Below are 21,584 nucleotides of genomic sequence, written 5' to 3' on the forward strand. Positions count from 1 at the left end.
ACTTTTGCGCCAGTCTTATTGCTACTGATTGCCTTGATAGGGTTGGTTCATGCGCATCCTGGCCAAACTGTTCGCCAGCTTTTTCATTCTCTGTGTCACCGCATTATTGGTGTTAGCAGTTCTCTTTCACACGCGTTATAGCACCGCGCTGTTTCATCATGTTGTCTCGCCTTGGCTGCCAGGCGATCTCTCCGCCAAACAGGTGGTCTATCATTGGCGTCAACCACTGAGTTTGACCCTCACCAAGCCTAGCTATCGCGTCGGTCCCCAACATTGGCAAGCCGACCGGCTGCGCGTGCAGCTCGATGCCACGCGATTGCCACGCATTCATTGGCTGCGGGTTGATGGTCTGGCTATCGATCTGACTGAGAGCACGCCGCCGCCTAGCCTAGATATGTTGCCTGCGTCTGTGCAAATCGGCCGTGTCTTGTTCAACGACTTAGATCTCATTGGGCAAGGTTGGCAAGCGCGCCACGTGAGTGCCCAGCTTGATGAATGGCAAAAGGGCGACTCACCATGGGGGTCGGTCCGTGGTCGCGCACAATGGGAAGCCAAACATATCGATTGGCACGGCCTCACGCTCTCTCATGCGCTTCTGGATGCCACTCCCTCCTCTAAAGGGTGGCAACTGAATGGGCTCTCATTTCAATGGCAACGTGCGGCCTTTAGCGCCCAAGGGCAATGGCAACCTGGTGCACTCGCCTTGAGCCAATTGACCATTAGCAATGCCATCGTAGACAGTGAGCAAACACAACAGCAGCTTCGCGAGGCCTTGTCACATTGGCCGTCCGACACCCAACTCACCATCGATCGTGCCGACGTTCGCCAACTCAGTGCCGAAACAGATCGGCTATCGGTTAATGCCCTGACCTTGTCAGCGGAACAATTAGTGTTTTCGCCTCAGTCGCCTTGGTGGCATCAGCCTCAGCTACGCGCTTCGTTTAATGCCGACTATATCCGTTGGCAAGGACACACGTGGGAGCAGCCTCTAGGGGAGCTGGAACGTCGCGGTGACAATTGGATAGTCAACCAACTCACCAGCCAGTGGCACGAAGGGTTTATCGCGATTTCCGGCCAATTTTCTCCCCAGACTTGGCAAATAGATAGGCTACGCGCGAATGGCCTCACTCTCAGCCGCGAACGGCTTAGCCCGCTGATAAGCGCATTGCCAGATTGGCCGCACCATATCGTCGTGACCGATCTGTCGCTCAAACACAATGAGTGGTTGGCGTTATCGCCGCAGTTTCCCGTCAAAGTGGATGGCATTGATATTGACGGTCGCGACCTGCGTGTCAGTCGCGACCAACAGTGGCAACTGCGTGATGGCACGCTCACCGCAAGCGCCAGCTATGCCAGCATCAACCAACAATGGCTAGCAGAGCCTTATTTGCGGTTAGAAGCGAACGACGGTCACGTCAACTTACGTCAATTACTATTGGGCTTTCCTGACGGGCAATTGGCGGCCTCTGGCCAGTGGAACTACAACACACCGAGCCTACCGTGGTCATTCCAGGTTGACGGCCTCAACGTCCCCTTATCCCTTTATCAATCATGGTTCAACTGGCCGCTGCCTTTAAGCGGATTTCACGATCTTCAAGGGCAATGGTCTGGGCTGGCGTCTGATACTGAAAGTTTCAACGTGGGCTTAAGTGGCACACTCGCTGCCACCCTATTAGATGGCCACGCGGATGTCATGCCAGATAAAGGCTGGCCAGCGCGAATTTCTGAGTGGTTTCAAAAAACGCCGGCCAAACAGCGTCAGTCACAGTCGTTCCCATTTGCTCAACTTTCTCTAAAAGCCGATCGTGGCGATATCACGGGCATTCTTCAGGGGGAGACATCCGTATCGATTGATTGGCCGATTTATCAAACCGCCACCCCAAGGGTGCGTTAACGCAATAGTGCCAACTGAGGCGCAGGCTGTGCGGTGGCGCCATCGTCTGATGGCAGCAGTACGTAAGTGCCGGTAAACACGCCGGCCTTATCGTCGCCACTAAAAAACTCAACGTCGAGCGTGACACGCGCGCGGCGACCATTTTCCAGCCTATCCAGCTCACCGCTCAAGTTATCCAGCGAGACACTCGCCCTTGGCCGTTCTGCCACCGGGCGGCGATAGCGAATATGGCTGTCTGCGAGGACGATATCCGCGCTGAGTTGGCGCTCTTTCATCAACAGCCATACCATCCCCCACCCCGCGAGCGTAGCAAGACTAAAAATACTGCCCGCAAACATGGTATGACGTGGATTCAGGTTGGCATTTAAATTGGCACACACTTCAAAGTGATAGCCGGTGAATTGGCTGATCTGTACCCCCATTTTATCACTGATGGGGATTTGCTCTTGCCAGCGCTGCTGCAGTTCGGTACACCACTCAGGATGACGCACCACATCAGACAAAGGGTCTAAAGGTTTCACCATCTGTTGATGACGGATCGGCCCGCGTTCATCACTGAGATCTCCCTGACGCACAAAGTCGTGTTGTGCATAAAAGCTCACCGCCTCTTCTCGGGCACTACACACAAGACGCTTGGCTCCCTCTTGCCGCGCTAACGACTCCAGCGCCATTAATATGAGCGCCCCGAGGCCACGATTACGAAAATCGGGAGAGACCGCCATATAGCGGATCTGTCCATCATTGTCTGGGGTTAAGTAAAGACGCCCGATGGCGACGGGATCATCGTCACTGTCGACAATCATTCGATGACAGGCATTGCCATCATAGGCATCGCGCTCTGAGCCGCGCGGCGCATGCCAAGGCTCTCGCAACATGCGATAGCGAAAGTCATAATAACGCTCAAGCTCTTGCTCTGTGCGTGGCGTGACGATTTTAAACATGCCTATCTCTCCCTGTTAGGCGCACATTATACCTGAAGCCAGAAAGTCACCGGCCCATCATTGACCAAGCTGACTTTCATATCCGCGGCAAACTGACCGGTTTGCGTCTTCACGCCGGCCTGCTGACAATCGTGACAAAACACCTCATACAGGCGTTCAGCGTCGGCGGGTGATGCGCCTGAAAAACTTGGACGCATTCCTTTTTTCGTGTCAGCCGCGAGGGTGAACTGAGAGACCACCAGTAACTCGCCTCCCGCCTGTGACACATTGAGGTTCATTTTTCCTTCGTCGTCTTCAAAGACACGATAACCGCGCACTTTATGCGCCAGTTTGGCTGCCTGAGTCTCGGTGTCGCCTTTTTCGACCCCTAGCAGCACCACCAAGCCTTTTCCTATACAGCCTAGCGTCTTACCTTCTACGGTCACACTGGCTTCACTCACGCGTTGAATGAGGGCGATCATGGGTTTCCTCTTTTTCCATGGTTAAAGGAACAGATGACGCATCTTGAGCGCGCGACCACCAGCGTTCAGATTCTCTCAGCGTCGCCGTCACTTGGGCACCAAACAATACGATACACCAACTAAAATACACCCAGACAAAGAGAATCGGGATCACTGCCAACGCGCCATAAATCAGTTGATACGACGGAAAATGGGTGACATACAAGGCGAAGACTTTCTTGCTTAATTCAAACAGGATACTGGCCACCGCCGCTCCCACAAAGGCATGACGCAGACGCACGCGCGTATTGGGCACCAAGGTATAAAGCCCCGTGAAGGTCAATGTGGTCAGGATAAAGGGCAAAATGCGTAGTAAGGTGGTAAATAAATCGTTGGCAATCCCGCTTTGTAATAACGACAGCGAGGTAAGATAGGAGCTCAATGCAATACTGGTGCCAATAAGAATCGGCCCTAAGGTCAGCACCATCCAATAGATGGAAAAGGCGATCATTGTGGGTCGCTTGGTCTGAATCTTAAAGGTGTGGTTCAAGCTCTTATCGATCGCCGAAATAAGCATAATGGCCACCACAAACAAAAAGCTCACCCCCACTGCCGTCATTTTACCGGCATTGGCCACAAACTCATTAAGGTAGCGTGCAACCACCTCGCCAGCCGCCGGCACAAAGTTGTTGATCACAAACTGCTGTAAGGTCTCTCCCACCTCGGAAAAGCCAGGGAAACTCGAAAAGGCGGATAACACCACCGTCACTAACGGCACAAGGGATAGCAGCGTGACATACGCCATATGGCCCGCACTCACCGTGAGCCGATCTTCGCCCATACGCCGCCATAAATGGGCCAGCATCGCCATCAACCAATCACGGTGATGACACCACGTCTTCTCATCCAGGATCCCAATTTTGCGCATCCTTCCACCTTAACCTTGTGTTAGCCTTAAGCGTAATGAGTGTACATGATTTATGATTAAGGAGTTGCCTGTGCGGGTTATCTTTCTGTTTGCTATCGGCTTAACCCTACTCACCGGCTGTCAGTCTGCCTATTACTCAGCCATGGAGCAAGTGGGCATCCATAAACGCGATATCATGGTCGACAGAGTCGAAGACGCGGCTGATGCGCAGCAAGCGGCGCAATCTCAGTTTAAAAATGCACGGCAAGCTTTGAGCCAGCTCACCCAGTTTGACGGTGGGGAGCTACAAGCCGCCTACGACGCAGTGGATAGCCAGTATCAAACAAGCCATGAAGCCGTTACCCGCGTGCGTGAACGCATCGATGCCCTTGAGTCTGTCTCTGAAGCGTTGTTTGATGAGTGGGAAGACGAATTAGACTTGTACACCAATCAACGCCTGCAGCGTGATAGTGAGCAGCGCTTACGCCAGACTCGTGAGGAATACGAGCGACTGCGTGATGCCATGCGTCGTGCCGAACAAACCATGACACCGGTAATGAACACGCTGCAAGATAACCGGCTTTATCTCAAACACAACCTCAATGCCCGCGCAATTGGTGCGTTACAAGGTGAGCTGGATGCCCTTTCGGGCGAGATAGACCGCGCAGTCGCTGACATGCAACGCGCCATCCAAGCGTCAAATCGCTTTATCCAAACCCTCAATTAAACGCTAGCCAATAAAAAAGGCACCCGAGGGTGCCCTTTGTCCATATCGCGCGTGATGCCCGGGTGATTAACCTTTACGACCTGCGCGCTTACGCTCGGTTTCGGTCAATAGCTTCTTACGGATACGAATGCTCTCCGGCGTCGCTTCAACCAGTTCATCATCATCGATAAACTCAAGCGCCTGCTCCAAGGTGTACTTGATCGCTGGGCTCAATACCTGCGCGTCATCGGTCCCTGAGGCACGAACGTTGGTCAGCTGCTTACCTTTCAAACAGTTAACTGTCAGATCGTTGGCACGATTATGAATACCAATCACCTGACCTTCGTATACTTCGTCACCGTGCTCGGCAAACAAGCGTCCGCGGTCTTGCAAGTTAAATAGAGCGTAAGTCAGTGCTTTACCCGCTGCGTTTGAGATCAACACACCATTAATGCGCTGGCCAATATCTCCGCCTTTGTACTTACCGTAATGGTCAAAGGTATGATAAATCAGGCCTGAGCCCGAGGTCAGCGTTAAGAACTCTGTTTGGAAACCAATCAGGCCACGAGATGGCATCACAAAGTCCATACGCACACGGCCTTTGCCGTCTGGCAGCATGTTCGTCAGCTCACCTTTACGCAGGCCGATGCTTTCCATCACGCCACCTTGATGCTCTTCCAGTACGTCAATGGTCACCGTCTCAAACGGTTCGAGTTTCTCGCCGTTTTCTTCTTTGATGATCACTTCTGGGCGCGATACCGCCAGCTCAAAGCCTTCACGGCGCATGTTCTCGATCAAAATCGACAGGTGCAATTCACCACGACCAGAGACACGGAATTTATCCGGGTTATCTGTCTCTTCGACGCGCAGTGCCACGTTGTGAACCAACTCTTTTTGCAGACGCTCGAGAATGTTACGTGAAGTGACGTATTTACCTTCCAGCCCTGCAAACGGTGAGGTATTGACCTGGAAAGTCATGGTCACAGTGGGCTCATCCACAGTCAGTGCAGGCAGCGCTTCCACATTGCTTGGATCGCAAATCGTGTCTGAGATTTTCAGCTCACCCAAACCGGTAATCGCAATAATGTCGCCGGCAGAGGCTTCATCAACGTCATGACGCTCAAGGCCCATGTAGCCTAAAACACTGCCCACTTTGCCATTACGCTTGCTGCCATCGGCGCTTACAATCGTCACTTGCTGATTCGGCTTAACCGAACCTCGGGTGATACGACCCACGCCAATAACCCCCACATAGGAGTTGTAGTCCAGCTGAGACACCTGCATTTGTAGCGGCGTGGTGATATCAACGTCAGGCGCGTCAACGTTATCAACGATCGCGTTGAACAGCGGCTCCATATCCTCGCCTTCTGTGGTTTCTTCTAGACTCGCCCAGCCATTAAGGGCTGACGCATAAACCACTTGGAAATCCAATTGCTCATCGGATGCACCTAATGTGTCAAACAAATCAAACACTTGATCCATCACCCAATCCGGGCGCGCACCTGGGCGGTCAATCTTGTTGATAACCACAATCGGCTTTAGGCCATGAGAGAAGGCTTTTTGGGTCACAAAACGAGTTTGCGGCATTGGACCGTCTACTGCGTCCACCACCAGCAATACCGAATCAACCATCGACATGATGCGCTCAACTTCACCACCAAAGTCGGCGTGTCCCGGCGTATCAACGATGTTAATGCGGTAGTCATTCCAGTTAATGGCCGTGTTCTTGGCCAAGATGGTAATGCCACGCTCTTTCTCAATGTCGTTTGAGTCCATGACACGCTCTTCCACCTCACCGCGGGAAGCCAGCGTACCGGATTGCTGCAGCAGCTTATCCACTAGCGTGGTTTTACCGTGGTCAACGTGGGCAATAATGGCGATATTTCTTAATTTATCTGTCTGTATGTTGGTCATGGACTCTCTTTTTCACTCGATAGACGGGGCGCGCGCCGAAGTTGGCAAGCTATGCTAACACGACGGCACCGCCACCTGATTAAAAAAACGGCCGTAATGTACCAGATTTTGTCGCAAAACCCACCTTATTATGTGAATTGGCTCACCGTCCCCCGGGTTTCACCCGGGCACAACTGGTTATTTATTGTGCAAATACAAGGATTCATCGTGATTGGGGAAAAAATGAATTTTTAAAGACCGCCCACACTCTTGTCATGTAATGTCTGCTACAAAGAGGGGGGCGACGCATGCACGCATCTCGTGCAAAGCGACGCACCGTCTTTGCCCCTTGCACCAGATGCGATCAAAGGAGCACCATAATGGTGCAAACTGCACGCTTTTGAACAAGGCTGCACACGATTTTATCGCGTTAAACGCCGTTTGGCGCGGTTTAAAATTGTTGGCACGATTTTCGCTTTGTCATGCAGCAAGGAGCCAACGCGCTATTTACTCAATTTGACACCGGAGGTTATTTCACATGTCAGTAGAAAACGTGCTCGCACTGATCCAAGAAAACGAGGTGAAATTCATCGACCTGCGCTTTACCGATACCAAAGGTAAAGAGCAACATGTTTCTATCCCCTCGCATCAAATTGATGATGACTTCTTTGAAGAAGGTAAAATGTTTGATGGCTCATCGGTTGCGGGCTGGAAAGGCATTAATGAATCAGACATGGTGATGATGCCAGACGCCAGTTCGGCCGTGCTTGACCCCTTTACCGAGGAAAGCACCCTGAATATCCGTTGTGACATTCTCGAGCCCTCAACCATGCAAGGCTACGACCGCGATCCTCGCTCGATTGCTAAACGTGCAGAAGATTACATGCGCGCATCTGGCATCGCCGACACCGTATTGATCGGTCCTGAACCAGAGTTCTTCTTATTCGATGACGTTAAATTTGCCACCGATATGGCCGGCTCGTTCTATAAAATTGACGACGTCGAGGCAAGCTGGAACTCAGGTACCGCCCTCGAAGGGGGAAACAAAGGTCACCGTCCAGGCGTAAAAGGCGGCTACTTCCCGGTTGCCCCCGTTGACTCATCACAAGACATCCGCTCTGCCATGTCATTAGTGATGGAAGAAATGGGCCTAGTGGTTGAAGCGCACCACCACGAGGTGGCGACAGCAGGTCAGAATGAAATTGCTACCCGTTTCAACACCTTGACCACCAAAGCCGACGAAATCCAAATCTACAAATACGTGGTGCATAACGTTGCGCACGCCTTTGGTAAAACGGCAACCTTTATGCCTAAGCCACTGGTTGGTGACAACGGCTCAGGGATGCACGTCCACCAGTCGCTTGCCAAAGATGGGCAAAACCTGTTTGCCGGTGATAAATATGGCGGCTTGTCTGAAACCGCGCTGTATTATATTGGCGGTGTCATCAAACACGCACGTGCGATCAACGCCTTCGCCAACGCCTCAACCAACTCGTATAAGCGTCTGGTCCCAGGCTTTGAAGCGCCGGTTATGTTGGCTTACTCGGCACGTAACCGCTCAGCATCAATCCGTATCCCAGTGGTGCCGAGCCCGAAAGCTCGCCGTATTGAGCTGCGCTTTGCCGATCCAACGGCCAACCCTTATCTCTGCTTCGCCGCCATGCTAATGGCTGGCCTCGACGGGATTAAAAACAAGATCCACCCTGGCGATGCCATGGATAAAGACTTGTACGACTTGCCTGCAGAAGAAGCAGCGGAAATCCCAACCGTCGCTGAGTCCCTTAAAGAGGCACTACAGGCCCTTGACGATGACCGCGAGTTCCTAACCGCTGGTGGTGTGTTCTCGGATGACTTCATTGACTCTTACATCGCGCTGAAGGGCGAAGATGTTGAGCGTATCCAAATGACCACTCATCCCGTGGAATTCGAGCTGTACTACTCGGTATAAGCGCGCAAACAATCCAAATTGTAGCCCACCTCGCAGGTGGGCTTTTTTGTGCTTTTTACCCGCGCCATCTCGCTTATCATTGCCACTATCTGCAGATAAAAAAGGGGAAGCGATGCGCTGGCTAACCATTATCGTACTCGGCCTCACTGTCACCTGCCAGGCTGGCACGGTTTACCAATGGCAGGATCAAAACGGACAATGGCATATTAGTGATCAGCCTCCCAACGCGCCCCACCAAGTGCGCCATTACGCGCCCTCGCCGGTATCGCCACCGTTAACGCAACCGCCGCAGACACCCCCCACGCCCACACATCAATCAAACGTGACGATCACACTGGTTCACCCCAGTGATGGCGCGACGTTGCGCAGCAACCCCGGCAAGGTTTCCGTAAAAGCCATTCTGGCCCCGGCGGCTTCCCCAAGCGACCGCGTGCAGCTGGTGATGGACGGTCAACCCGTTCAGGCTCACCCTGAGCAGACGCGCAGCGCCTCACAGCTCACACTGCAATGGCATCTCGGCCCGGTAGACAGAGGCACCCATCGCTTTAAAGTGCACGTTTTAGAAAACGGCAAGATAATTGCATCGTCCTCTGAACATCAGGTGTATTTGCATCGCGCCCACGTGAATCAGCCACATCGCGCGCATGATTAACCCACGACAACGCCGATGCATTCACAAACCCAGCAGTGCAAGCTGCATCAAGCAAGGATCTCGATTACACTCAATGCACCAAATCAGTGCAAACAAGGACGCAACACGGATGGCACCCGCTCAACTGTTCGACCACCTCCTCACCGCCATTATTGTGGTGGATAGCCAATGGCGTATTCAGTACGTCAACGCGGCCGCCGAGCAGCTGATGCATCAAAGTGCCAGGCGCTTGCTGACGCGGCCGCTCACCGAGCAAATTCAGCACGCCAGCGTCGACTGGGCACAAATTGCCAACACCACACGGGCGGGGCAGAGCTTGACGGACAGTGATGTGACCTGGGTGGTGGACGGTCAGCCACAAAAGGTGCAACTCAGTGCCAGTCCGCTATTTGATCAAGAGGACGAAGGGCGGCTGCTACTGGAAGTGAATGTGGTCAGCCAACAGCAAAGGATCAGTAAGGAGCTGACCCAAAAAGCACAACAACAAGCGGCAAAAGAGTTGGTACGCGGCTTGGCGCATGAAATAAAAAACCCTCTTGGCGGCTTACGCGGCGCGGCACAGCTGCTAGAAAAGATGCTGCCTGATGCGAGCTTAGCGGAATATACGCAAATTATTATCGAGCAAGCCGACCGATTGCGAAACTTAGTCGACCGTTTACTGGGACCACAGCGTCCTGGGTTGCGCCAACGACAAAATATTCACGTGGTATTGGAAAAAGTCCGCCAATTGATCAGCCTCGATAACCACGAAGGCATCCAGATCATTCGCGATTATGATCCCAGCTTACCTGATTTTGAGATGGATCCTGAGCAGCTGGAGCAAGCGATTCTCAACGTCGCCACTAATGCGGCGGATGCGATAAGTGGTCAGCCAAACGCGCGGCTCACCTTGCGCACGCGCACAGGCTTTCAAACCGTGATCCATGGCGAGCGTCACCGGGTGGTCGCGCAAATTGAAATCATCGACAATGGGCCCGGGATCGCGCCGCATCTGCAAGACACCTTGTTCTACCCCATGGTCACCAGCAAGGCTGACGGCAATGGGCTTGGACTCGCCATCACCCATCATTTAATCGATCAGCATCAAGGGAAAATTGACGTGAATAGCTGGCCAGGCCATACCTGCTTCACCATCCAATTGCCAATCATAGAAAAGGACACGCCACATGAGTAAAGGGACCATTTGGATTGTTGATGATGACAGCTCTATTCGTTGGGTGATGGAGCGCACCCTCAGTGCTGCCGGCCTCACCTGCGATACGTTTAGCAATGCTGAAAATGTACTCAGTGCCCTGCATGAACGTCGCCCTGATGTGTTGGTCTCCGATATTCGCATGCCAGGTAGCGATGGGCTGGCGCTGCTAAAAGCGGTACATGAGCAACATCCTGACTTACCCGTGATCATCATGACCGCGCACTCGGATTTAGATGCCGCGGTCAACGCCTATCAAAAAGGCGCGTTTGAATACCTGCCCAAGCCGTTCGATATTGATGAAGCGCTGGCCCTGGTTGAGCGCGCGCTGGCCCACTATAAAGAGCAGCAAAAGCAACAAACGTCACGACAGCCGCAAACACAGACGCCCGAGATCATCGGCGAGGCTCCCGCGATGCAAGAAGTGTTTCGCGCCATTGGCCGGCTGTCACGCTCCTCGATTTCGGTATTAATCAATGGTGAGTCGGGTACAGGTAAGGAGCTAGTCGCCCAAGCGCTACATCGTCATAGTCCGCGGACCGATCAAGCCTTTATCGCGCTGAATATGGCCGCCATTCCCAAAGACTTGATTGAATCTGAGCTGTTTGGTCATGAAAAAGGGGCGTTTACGGGAGCCAATGCGGTCCGGCAAGGACGCTTTGAGCAAGCCAATGGCGGCACCCTCTTTTTGGATGAAATTGGCGATATGCCATTGGATGTGCAAACGCGTTTACTGCGTGTGCTGGCGGATGGTCAATTCTATCGGGTCGGCGGTCACGCGGCGGTCGATGTGGATGTGCGCATTATCGCTGCGACCCACCAAGATCTTGAACGCTTGGTGACAGAAGGCAGTTTCCGAGACGACTTGTTTCACCGCTTGAACGTGATCCGCGTTCATCTCCCCTCACTCAAAGACAGGCGCCAAGATATTCCCCAGCTGTGTCAGCATTTTCTTGCCCGCGCGGCCAAAGAGCTAGATGTCGAAGCCAAGCAACTCCACCCAGACACAGAAACCATGATGAGCCAGTTACCTTGGCCGGGTAACGTCCGCCAGCTAGAAAACACCTGCCGCTGGCTGACCGTGATGGCCAGCAGTAAGGAGGTGCTGCCCTCCGATCTCCCAAGGGAGCTGCTCAACCAGCCCAGCGCTATGACCGACAATGAAGCCCATGATTGGCAGCAGGCTCTCACGCATTGGGCGCAAGATGCGATAACACAAGGACAACATGGTATTTTGCAACAAGCGCTCCCCAGTGTTGAACGCATCTTGTTGCAATCGGCGCTCAAGCACACGCATGGCCACAAACAAGAGGCAGCTAAAATTTTAGGATGGGGGCGTAATACCCTGACACGTAAACTCAAAGAGCTAAATATTGAGTCTTAACTCATTATTGAAACTGACACTCTTTGAACCTCTGCTAAATTTAAGTAAAGAGATTGAGGTAAAATCTAACAATCATGTTGTTTTTTTATAAGAGTAAAGTTGCTGTCCTGATGAGAAACTTACGCCCATTGTCGATACGCGCTGCCGTGATGCTCCCCGTGTTTCTCGTCCTAACACTCACGCTGGTCGTGATCATTATTACCATCAACAACCACTATCGCGCCAGCTCGCAATTTGTCGGCAAGTTATTACTCGAGGATTACTCCGTCGGTATTGAGCGAGACTTGCGCCAGTATCTTGCTCACCCCTTTAATGCCAACATTTTTGTCGCCGACAGCCTAGCCGCCCGGCTTGGCGATGCGCCAATAACTGACGCAGGGCTGCGTGATTATCTTCTCAATAGCTACACCTCCCTCTACCAAGCCATGCCTTACATGCAGGTATTAAGCATTGGCGTCGATGCCGAGGGCGAATATTTCGGCTACCGTAAAAGCCAAGCCGGTCAATATATTTTGATGGAGCAAAGTGACGCGACCCAGGGTACGCTGCGTATTTTTGATGGCCGCACGCCAAACGCTAACGTCATTTATCAAGACAACTACTACGATCCACGCATCCGACCATGGTACATTCCTGCTTTCAATCGCGAGCAACCACGCTGGACCGATATTTACCGTGATGCCGATGAAGTCGGCGAAGTCTCCTTATCGGCGATTGCTCCGGTGATGGTCGACGATAATCTGTGGGGTGTGGTCGCCAGCGACATCAAGCTCAATGCGTTTAATCGCTTCTTAAGTGAGCGGCAACAAAAACTTGGGGGGGCATTATTTATTGTCGACGATGAGGGTCGGATGATCGCCCACAGTGGCCAAGAGAGCCCCAGCAATATCTTGCATTTTCCCGATATTAGCCATAACCCAGTCCTCGATAATACCATTAGTCAGGTCGCAAACGCGTGGCCGCCCGAACCCGGCCGTTTAGGCAAGCCCTTTAGTTTCAATATTGCCGACAAGGGCCATTTTTATGGCACCATTAAACAAGTGGCGATGCCCGCTCCCTTTCAGCATCAATGGTATGTAGTGGTCGCACTGCCCGACCAGCTACTGTTAAAAAACCTGCTAAGCCAGCAAGAGATCAGCATTTATCTGGTGGTGACCATGGCACTGATCGGGCTTGCGGTGGTGTATTTCATTATACGCCAACTGACTCGCCCATTGAGAGACACCGCTGAAGCGGCAGCCAAACTGGCATCGGGCAACTTGACTTACCGCATCAATACGCCCGCAAGCCTGCGGGAAATCTCGATACTCAAAGAAGCATTTAACAACATGTCGGTCAAGTTGCAGCAGTCGTTCAATGCACTGCGCCAACAAGTCCGCCAAGATAACCTCACGCAACTCTATACCCGTGAAGGCTTGATTGAACAGGCTGCTGGCTTGCGCTATCACGCCCCCAATACCTTGGTGATTTTGGGGATCAACGGCTTTCGCAACATTAATGATAGCCTTGGACAAGAAGGCGGGGACACGCTTTTATGCGCGATCGCCGATCGACTCAGCGCCCTCTCCGATGGCTCTGGGATGCTACTGGCACGCGTGCGTGGCGATGAGTTCGCCGTTCTCGCGCCCAATACCACTAACCGCACGCAATCAGAGGCATTGGTCGATCAGTTACTGAGTTTGTTTAAGCGCCCTGTCACCATTGGCAACGATGATGTTTTGGTCGACGCGTGTGCGGGGGTCGTCTTTGGCTACACCTTTGGCGATGCCATTTACGAAGGCCTTGATCACGCCGGTCTCGCATTGAGCGAAGCCAAACGCAGTGAAACAGCGATGTATGTGTACTTTGAAGCCAATATGCAGGCACGGATTCAAGAGCAATCAAGGCTCCTCCTCGAGCTTCATCACGCCGTACAGCATCATCAATTTGAGGTGTATTACCAACCCTTTGTCCGCTTGCTTGATGGCCGCTTCTGCGGCGCGGAAGCCTTGGTGCGCTGGCGCCACCCTACGCGTGGCATGGTCTCCCCGGCCGATTTTATTCCCGTCGCCGAGCAAAGTGGCTTGATCAATCAAATCGGCATGCAGGTACTCGAGCAAGCCGCTTATGACACCGTGGCGCAGATTCAAAAAGGCTTGTGGCCAGCCAATTATCAGCTGCACGTGAATTTATCCGCACGTCAGCTACTGTCGGCCGACTTTATCGACAAACTGCAAAGCGTGCTGGATCGTACCCAACTGCCAGCGGAGAATTTAACCTTGGAGATCACTGAGTCACAGCTGATGAGTCATGAGCACTTAGCGACCTCAGGGTTAACCAAAATCCGCGCGCTAGGAATTAAAATTGCTATCGATGACTTTGGCACCGGCTATTCATCGCTGGCATACCTTCACCAAATGGCGTTTGACAGCCTTAAGATTGATCGCAGCTTCGTTCACTCGATGACCGAAAACAGCACTAACCAGCGCATCATTGAAGCCGTGGTTGCCATGACACGCGGTATGGATGTGCACCTGGTGGCCGAGGGCATAGAAACCCAGGAAGAAGCCGAACGGCTGCGTGACATTGGTTGCCACTTTGCACAAGGCTTCTTGTTTGCTAAACCCCTCCCCTTAGCGGAACAACCAACAGAACGGGTAACGGATAAGCTCCCCACGCGATAGCTGTCACGCCATCGATACACTGACTACTGACGATAAGAGAGTCACTCGCTATACTGAGCCCCAACTCACCTGCTGGGAACCGATGATGATAACAAAAGACTTACCCGTGACAGATTTGCACCGTCACTTGGACGGCAATATTCGTATCGACACCATTTTGGCGCTAGGGCAAAAATTTGCGATGCCACTACCCGCCACCGATATCGAGTCACTGCGCCCACATGTGCAGGTGGTCAAGAACGAACCCGATTTAGTGGCGTTCCTGTCTAAGCTCGATTGGGGCGTAGCCGTATTAGGGGATTTAGATGCCGTTCGCCGCGTCGCCTACGAAAACGTAGAAGATGCCTTAAACGCGCAAATTGATTATGCCGAGCTGCGCTTTTCGCCCTACTACATGGCGCTGAAGCACCAATTACCACTAGAAGGCGTGGTCGAAGCCGTGGTCGATGGTGTACAGGCGGGTAGCCGCGACTTTGGCGTGAAAACCAACTTGATTGGCATCATGAGCCGTACCTTCGGCACAAAAGCCTGTATGGCCGAGCTGGATGCACTACTGACACAGAAATCACACCTAGTGGCCATCGATCTGGCCGGTGATGAGCTGGGCCAACCGGGCGACCAATTCACCGAGCACTTTGCCAAAGTACGGGCCAGCGACCTGCAAGTGACCGTGCACGCTGGCGAAGCCGCTGGCGCCGCCAGTATGTGGCAAGCAATCAACGAACTCGGCGCCACCCGAATCGGACACGGTGTGAAAGCCATTGAGGATCCAGCGCTGATGGATTACTTGGCGAAACACCAGATAGGTATTGAAACTTGCCTGACGTCAAACATCCAAACCAGCACCATTGCTGATCTCGCGCAGCACCCGGTGCGTCAATTCCTCGACCATGACATTCTGGCCTCGTTAAATACTGACGATCCAGCCGTGGAAGGGATTGAATTACCCTATGAATATGAAGTCGCTGCCCCTGCCGCGGGCTTAACGCCGGCGCAAATCACCACATTGCAAGAAAATGGCCTTTCGATTGCTTTCTTGTCTGATAGTGAGAAAGCCGCACTGAAAGCCCACGCGGCAACACGCTAGGTCTTCGTCGAGCCACTCCACGCGAGGCTCGCGCCGTAAAAAACCGCCATTTGGCGGTTTTTTTAGGTTAAATCACCCGCGAAAACTGTTGCTGACGCGCTCTATCTCGCAAATAAACATCAAAGCTCATACAGATATTGCGGATCAGCATACGGCCCGTTTTGGTCACTGAAATCGTTTTATCAGTCACCCGGACCAAGTCATCATCGATAAAGCACTGCAGTAGCGCCAGATCCTCAGCAAAATACTGATCAAAATCTATCTGGTAACGTGTCGCAATGTCCGCTTTCTCTAGGGTGAAATTACACATCAGCGCTTTAATCACATCACGACGAATGCGGTCATCCGGCTCAAGCATCACGCCTTTGAATAGGGCATGGCGCTCGGCATCCACTTGCTGATAATACGCTTTCATCTCTTTTTGATTCTGCGCGTAACAATCACCAATCATCGAAATCGCCGACACCCCGAGCCCGAGCAGATCACAGTCACCTTGGGTGGTATAGCCTTGGAAGTTGCGATGTAAACGCCCTTCACGCTGCGCCACCGCCAGCTCATCATCAGGCAGAGCAAAATGATCCATGCCGATAAACTGATAGCCAGCCCCCGTCAACGTATTGATGGTGTCTTGCAACATGGTGAGCTTGGCGTCCGGTGAGGGTAAATCTTCTTCTTTGATTTTGCGCTGCGCCGCGAACAAGTTGGGTAAATGCGCGTAATTAAACACTGAGAGTCGACCCGGACGCATGGTAAGGACTTGCTCAAGCGTATTGGCAAACCCCTCTGGCGATTGGCTGGGCAAGCCATAAATCAAATCGAGATTGGTGGAGCGGAAGCCCAGTTCGCGGGCACGTTCAACCAAGGCATGAATAAAGTCTTCATCTTGCTCTCGGTTCACCAGCTGTTGCACTTTTTTATCAAAGTCCTGCACCCCAATACTGATACGATTGAAGCCTTCATCGCGGAGATGATCGAGCATATCGAGTGGAATTTCGCGCGGATCGACCTCGATGCTGATCTCAGCTTCGTCTTCAAAGTCGAACTCTTGGCGTAGCAAGTGCATTAAGCGAGAAATTTGCGCTTTAGTGAGAAACGTCGGGGTGCCTCCGCCCCAATGCAGTTGCGTCACACGACGTGAGCCAAGTAAAAATGCACGCTGACGGATCTCGTGCTCAAGCGCATCCAGATACTCATCCGCCTTATGCTGGTGCCGTGTCACCACTTTATTGCAGCCACAGTAATAGCAAAGTTTGTGGCAAAACGGGATATGCACATACAACGACAACGGGCGCTCAGGATACTGGCTACACGCCATATCAAATTCCGCGGGCGCAAACGCCTCATGAAATTCGAGTGCCGTCGGGTACGAGGTATAACGGGGCCCTGAATAGTTGTACTTATTGATAAGGGCTTGATCCCAAATGATTTGTGGTGATGACATGGCTTACATTCCGCAAAAGCGCTTAGGAAAGGAGTAACAGGGTCTAGTGTGCCACAGCCTTAAGTCAGGTGTTTAGCACTACCCGCACTGATGTTGCGAAAGTGTCGGCGAGATCGATTTTCGCCTAATAATTATAAGGGTATTGGGACAAAATGACAGTGGAAAGCAGCTGTTATCGGCTGCTTTCCAGGCAGTCACACTCAGTGTGTCAGGATATGATCAGGGATGTGGCGACCCCCAGTAAAGGCAAGAATGTCTGAGAGCTCCACTTTTATTGCCTCTTCCAGACGCGCTTCATGTTTGGCTCGGTCTAAGTCGAGTCGCATGCGCTCATTCTTTTTCAGCCCCTTTCTAGCCTCACCACGAGGGGTATCTTTTACCGCCTCATACAATTCAAACAAGGCCGGATAGCGGCTATCAAACTCAACCCGCTTATCGCCTTGTAGGTGATCCATGATCATGTAAAGACGGATCGCGGCCTCCGACAAATCGCATTGATCCTGCAGTGCGGCAAACGCAATCACATCAACGCTCTCAATGATTTTATCATTGCGTTGGTTGATCGCTGCCTCTTTCATCTCGGCTTGCCATTTGGTTTGTCGCTTTAGCTTCGCCAGCAATACGCCTGCGTACACCGACAACGCCAAAATAATCAGCGCCCCAAGTCCTGCCAATATCCAGATCCACTCCTGCACCGGTTACTCCTTGTTAATCATCCTGTTGCTCAAATTTAGCCAGCAGGTCATCGTCATCATTCAACTCATTGTCGTCGGTCAGCAGGCCCAGTTTATCCATCAGCACTTCAATCCGATCCAGCTTTTCATCCACGTAAGCTTGCAAGCCCGCGCCCAACTTCTCACCATTTTCGATGCGATCCAGCAACACGTTCAGTTGTGGGTCTTGCTCAAGCTTTGCAAGCTCTTGCTCTGGCGTGAGTTTGGGTTGCTTCGGTTTTTCTGCATCCGTACCCAATGGGATCGGCTTTTTACTGCCAATGCGCGGGTCTTTTTTACCACCGCTGCGACGCACTTGCTTGTTTTCTTCTTCTGAATGACGCGAGCCGGCTTTCTTGCCCTTACGCTTTTTCTGCTTTTTCAGCATTCGCGCAATGCGGTCTTGCTCGTTCTGGTTTTTATCTACGTATTGCGCCGGGCCTTCCGATCCTACGCGGCGCGTTTTCTTTTTACGCGTCATGTCTGTGGTTTCCTCATTAAAATTACGTCGTTGCCAATAAACGTGAGCGCCAAGCCAGCTTGGTGAGCTAAAAACTGGAACGTATGGCGACTAAAAAAGCTAACGTGAGTCAGATCGTTCTTATAGTGCCAGCGTGAAAAAGCATCGGGATCCTTAACCAGTTTGGTCATAATCCCCAAATAGCCGCCCGGTTTAAGCATTGAGAGCCATTGATGCCACTGCGCCTTCGGCCAATAAAAATGCTCGATCGCCTCCGTACAGGTAATAAAGTCATAGCATTCATCCAGTACGTCGGTTTGTGGCGCATAGAAGGGATCATAGCAGGCCACATCATGCCCTGCGTCTCGCAACATACTCGCCAACACGGGCCCTGGACCACAGCCAAAATCTAACCCGCTCGCAGGCACCGTCAGTCGCGCCAGCAAGGGTGTGGCTAAACGCGATAAAAAGCGCTGGTAGCCTTGGTCCTCCGGGTGATTTTGGTGCAAATCATAAATGGCCTTTTCGTCCTCGGGCGCAAGCAGCGTTTGGCGATCAACAAATACCAACGCGCAATCCGTGCATTGAAAGTACGCACGGCGTTTGTCGGTATGATAAAGATGGGTTGTTGTGTGCTCACATAAAGGGCAGTGCTGCATATCATTCATCTATGCCAAAGGCTGGCGCGAATGTAGCAGAAAGTGGGTCAATAAAAAAGCGACAGGCATAAAGCCTGTCGCGTATCGCGCTTGCGATAATAAGCGGATCGTGTCCGTCCTGGTACTGGGTTCATCCCTGATAAATGGCGCTTAGCGCCTTAGTATCAACATCCTGTCATTGTGGGTAGCATGCCTGCCTATCCGTCGCTTCCTGCGTCCTTGTCGCTCGACACCCACTACACATCCTGTGTCACGTCATCCTTGTGCGCCAACCTTGGCAACATCCACATCCTGTGGTTAGACCGTCCTGGTGCTCATCTGCCTTGCTTGGCTCAGTCTCTTGTCCTTAAGACCAACGTCCTGTTGATAGTGATAGCATATCGCAGTGACCGCGCTTGCCTAGAATGACCGCCAAATAAAAATAAGAAGCGAAAATGGATAATGGAGGTAAAGCACTGATTTTAAACAGATAAAAAATATATCTTTCAAAAAGTGACGTGTTTTTCTTGCTAGCAAATAGCCAATCTCTCACACACGAGGTCGCTGTTATCGCTATCGGCGTGGTGTGATGTCAAAGCGCGGGCCTAGTGAGATGGCCGGGGGAATAAACGGGAGGGACAAAAACGGCGGCGTTTATCACACCACCGTTTTCGCAGAGCGGCTCGGTTGTTAGTGTAGCCCGCCTAAGTAGTTAGACAGCGCGTCAATTTCCTTGTCCGTCAGTTTCGCCGCGACCGACCGCATCATTTTGTTCATATCATTATGACGCTCTCCGGCGCGGAACATTTTCAACTGACTGGCTAGGTACTTCGCAGGCTGGCCAGAAATTTTCGGGAAACCAGAAGAAGGGGTGCCGTTCCCGCGAGGACCGTGACAGGCTGTACAGGCTGCAATACCGCGCTCAGGATCACCGGCCATGTAGAGCTGGCGGCCTACCTCGATAGCGCCTTCAGGCGTGGTACCAGGCTTGGGTGTTAAGGTTGCATAATACGCCGCTAAGTCTGCCATGTCTTGCTCAGAAAGCGGCGCGACCATGCCAGCCATTACAGCGTTATATCGTCCTTGCTCACCGCCGCTTTGCGCGCCGAGCTTAAATTCTTTCAGTTGTTTCTCTAGATAGTTGGCGTGCTGACCCGCCAAGTTTGGGTAATCAGGCAAAACACTGTTACCGTCAGCACCGTGACAGGCGACACAGGTATTGGATTTTGCTTTGCCCGCTTCAGCATCTCCTTGGGCCCAGACTGAAGTGCTGGCGAGGAGAGTCAATATTAGCGCTAATTTCTTCATGACATTCCGTTTATAATTATCAAGCTTCCAGTACCACTACTTAGTTACCGTCATGGTACAATTACCGATCAAAAACCGAGCACGGTTATTTTACACAAATTCACACAAAAGTAATCAGTCTACTACACCAAGACGAGACGGAGTTAACAGTGGAGCAATCACTTAATTACCGTAACACCCAGTTTGTTACCAGCGCACCCGACATTCGCCATCTTCCTGATAATACGGGGATCGAGATTGCGTTTGCTGGCCGTTCCAACGCCGGTAAGTCTAGCTCCCTTAACCGTCTTTGTGACCAAAAGAGCCTAGCAAAGACCAGTAAGACACCCGGGCGCACACAATTAATTAACCTCTTTAAGGTGGACGAAGGTTGTCATATTGTCGACCTACCCGGTTATGGTTATGCCCAAGTCCCTTTGGAAATGAAAGAGAAGTGGCAGCGTTCACTGGGAGAATATTTACAAAAACGTGATCAACTTGGCGGATTAGTGGTGTTGATGGATATTCGTCATCCGATGAAAGACTTGGATCAGCAACTGATTTACTGGGCGGTAGAGTCTCACTTGCCAGTGTTGGTACTACTGACCAAAGCCGATAAGTTGAAATCAGGGGCACGTAAGCAGCAACTGATGAAAATCCGTGAAGCGTCACTGGCCTTTTGCGGCGATGTTGAGGTCGAGTTGTACTCATCGCTCAAAGGCATGGGCGTCGATAAATTACGCCGCAAGCTAGACGGCTGGTATCAACAAGATCCCTCTCCTCTTACCGACGACGCACAACCAACCGATTAACCCGCTTTAACGGGGAAAGCCTGCCTGTCACTGACGTAGATAAAAAAAAGCCGACCCTCAATATGAGGGCCGGCGAATCTTTGTGCTTAAGCGATCTCAATCAGACCCTATAGACACATAAAGAACAAGAAGCTGTGCGCATTATAACCAAGCCCTTAGCCAAAATTAAAGTAATTGCTCTAATTTTTTTGAAAAGAATGGGATGATGCGAATCAGCAAAACACAAAAAAGGCAGTGGCAGGGTGACGCCTCGCGCTGACGATTAGCCAATAAAAAAAGCCCCAGTCAGTATCCTGACTGGGGCTGCTGAATCAGCCAAATCCAATAACGTGAAACAAAAGGTCTGAAAGATAGAACATCTTACCTCTGTACCCTACGCTGTTAACTGTATATCAATCACTCAGTGTTGAAAAGTATCTTACGTAATTTTTTTTCATAAAAATAAACCTATTTAGCGTAAAAACGCCACAGATCAGGTGGATAATGAATAAAAAAAAGCCGATAAAAATATCGGCTTTCAGTGTAA

At 51.8% G+C, this 21,584-nt stretch carries 18 protein-coding genes; 9 read left to right on the forward strand and 9 right to left on the reverse strand.

The window, feature by feature from the left end:
- The first annotated feature begins 49 nt into the window (after positions 1–49).
- Positions 50–1,894 carry an AsmA family protein gene (locus tag C7A19_RS01330; RefSeq protein WP_116643951.1) on the forward strand — a complete coding sequence of 615 codons (1,845 nt, stop codon included), beginning with the start codon at positions 50–52 and terminating at the stop codon, positions 1,892–1,894.
- On the opposite strand, the gene C7A19_RS01335 is transcribed toward C7A19_RS01330, so the two are convergent.
- The 3 genes from C7A19_RS01335 to C7A19_RS01345 are packed head-to-tail and all read right to left on the reverse strand — an operon-like array spanning position 1,891 to position 4,203.
- The gene (locus C7A19_RS01335) at positions 1,891–2,835 is read right to left on the reverse strand and encodes a bifunctional GNAT family N-acetyltransferase/hotdog fold thioesterase (RefSeq protein WP_102505927.1); all 945 of its coding nucleotides are present in this window, start codon (positions 2,833–2,835) and stop codon (positions 1,891–1,893) included. The two genes, C7A19_RS01330 and C7A19_RS01335, sit on opposite strands and share 4 nt — an antisense overlap.
- Positions 2,836–2,861: 26 nt before the next feature.
- Positions 2,862–3,296 (reverse strand): D-aminoacyl-tRNA deacylase, encoded by a 435-nt coding sequence (dtd, locus tag C7A19_RS01340; protein WP_116643952.1) that lies wholly within the window; start codon positions 3,294–3,296, stop codon positions 2,862–2,864.
- A complete protein-coding gene (locus C7A19_RS01345; protein ID WP_116643953.1) occupies positions 3,268–4,203 on the reverse strand; it encodes a virulence factor BrkB family protein in 936 nt (311 codons plus the stop codon). The genes dtd and C7A19_RS01345 overlap by 29 nt, the downstream gene beginning before the upstream one ends.
- A 70-nt stretch (positions 4,204–4,273) precedes the next feature.
- Here C7A19_RS01345 and C7A19_RS01350 point away from each other — a divergent pair, with 70 nt between their 5' ends.
- Entirely contained in the window at positions 4,274–4,909 is a 636-nt protein-coding gene (locus C7A19_RS01350) for a DUF2959 family protein (RefSeq protein ID WP_235614238.1), read from the forward strand.
- 66 nt (positions 4,910–4,975) lie between these two features.
- On the opposite strand, the gene typA is transcribed toward C7A19_RS01350, so the two are convergent.
- Positions 4,976–6,802 carry a translational GTPase TypA gene (gene typA / locus C7A19_RS01355; protein WP_069360795.1) on the reverse strand — a complete coding sequence of 609 codons (1,827 nt, stop codon included), beginning with the start codon at positions 6,800–6,802 and terminating at the stop codon, positions 4,976–4,978.
- A gap of 517 nt (positions 6,803–7,319) precedes the next feature.
- Between typA and glnA the strand changes: the two genes are divergently transcribed.
- The 6 genes from glnA (at position 7,320) to add (ending at position 15,707) form a co-directional block, all read left to right on the forward strand.
- Entirely contained in the window at positions 7,320–8,729 is a 1,410-nt protein-coding gene (gene glnA, locus C7A19_RS01360) for a glutamate--ammonia ligase (RefSeq protein WP_069360794.1), read from the forward strand.
- A gap of 112 nt (positions 8,730–8,841) precedes the next feature.
- Entirely contained in the window at positions 8,842–9,381 is a 540-nt protein-coding gene (locus C7A19_RS01365; RefSeq protein ID WP_155522531.1) for a DUF4124 domain-containing protein, read from the forward strand.
- 109 nt (positions 9,382–9,490) lie between these two features.
- The gene (gene glnL, locus C7A19_RS01370; RefSeq protein ID WP_077457387.1) at positions 9,491–10,555 is read left to right on the forward strand and encodes a nitrogen regulation protein NR(II); all 1,065 of its coding nucleotides are present in this window, start codon (positions 9,491–9,493) and stop codon (positions 10,553–10,555) included.
- Positions 10,548–11,957 carry a nitrogen regulation protein NR(I) gene (glnG, locus tag C7A19_RS01375; protein ID WP_116643956.1) on the forward strand — a complete coding sequence of 470 codons (1,410 nt, stop codon included), beginning with the start codon at positions 10,548–10,550 and terminating at the stop codon, positions 11,955–11,957. The genes glnL and glnG overlap by 8 nt, the downstream gene beginning before the upstream one ends.
- Before the next feature lie 110 nt (positions 11,958–12,067).
- The gene (locus tag C7A19_RS01380) at positions 12,068–14,620 is read left to right on the forward strand and encodes an EAL domain-containing protein (RefSeq protein WP_077650890.1); all 2,553 of its coding nucleotides are present in this window, start codon (positions 12,068–12,070) and stop codon (positions 14,618–14,620) included.
- Between the two features lie 85 nt (positions 14,621–14,705).
- The gene (gene add / locus C7A19_RS01385; RefSeq protein ID WP_069360789.1) at positions 14,706–15,707 is read left to right on the forward strand and encodes an adenosine deaminase; all 1,002 of its coding nucleotides are present in this window, start codon (positions 14,706–14,708) and stop codon (positions 15,705–15,707) included.
- A gap of 67 nt (positions 15,708–15,774) precedes the next feature.
- Here the strand turns inward: add and hemN are convergent, their stop codons facing one another.
- The 5 genes from hemN to C7A19_RS01410 all read right to left on the reverse strand — a co-directional run bounded on the left by hemN (position 15,775) and on the right by C7A19_RS01410 (position 20,267).
- The gene (hemN, locus tag C7A19_RS01390; protein WP_069360788.1) at positions 15,775–17,148 is read right to left on the reverse strand and encodes an oxygen-independent coproporphyrinogen III oxidase; all 1,374 of its coding nucleotides are present in this window, start codon (positions 17,146–17,148) and stop codon (positions 15,775–15,777) included.
- Between the two features lie 200 nt (positions 17,149–17,348).
- Complete coding sequence (locus C7A19_RS01395; RefSeq protein ID WP_077457395.1) at positions 17,349–17,843, reverse strand: DUF2489 domain-containing protein; 495 nt, start codon at positions 17,841–17,843, stop codon at positions 17,349–17,351.
- A 13-nt stretch (positions 17,844–17,856) separates the two neighbouring features.
- Positions 17,857–18,342 (reverse strand): Der GTPase-activating protein YihI, encoded by a 486-nt coding sequence (yihI, locus tag C7A19_RS01400; RefSeq protein WP_116643958.1) that lies wholly within the window; start codon positions 18,340–18,342, stop codon positions 17,857–17,859.
- Positions 18,339–18,980, reverse strand: coding sequence for a class I SAM-dependent methyltransferase (locus C7A19_RS01405; protein ID WP_077673805.1), 642 nt, complete (start codon positions 18,978–18,980; stop codon positions 18,339–18,341). The genes yihI and C7A19_RS01405 overlap by 4 nt, the downstream gene beginning before the upstream one ends.
- Positions 18,981–19,649: 669 nt before the next feature.
- Positions 19,650–20,267 carry a c-type cytochrome gene (locus tag C7A19_RS01410; RefSeq protein WP_077457399.1) on the reverse strand — a complete coding sequence of 206 codons (618 nt, stop codon included), beginning with the start codon at positions 20,265–20,267 and terminating at the stop codon, positions 19,650–19,652.
- Positions 20,268–20,416: 149 nt separating this feature from the next.
- Between C7A19_RS01410 and yihA the strand changes: the two genes are divergently transcribed.
- Positions 20,417–21,058, forward strand: coding sequence for a ribosome biogenesis GTP-binding protein YihA/YsxC (yihA, locus tag C7A19_RS01415; protein ID WP_077486651.1), 642 nt, complete (start codon positions 20,417–20,419; stop codon positions 21,056–21,058).
- Positions 21,059–21,584 lie beyond the last annotated feature (526 nt).

Origin of the sequence: Salinivibrio sp. HTSP (genome assembly GCF_003390965.1) — a bacterium.
Classification (GTDB): domain Bacteria; phylum Pseudomonadota; class Gammaproteobacteria; order Enterobacterales; family Vibrionaceae; genus Salinivibrio; species Salinivibrio kushneri.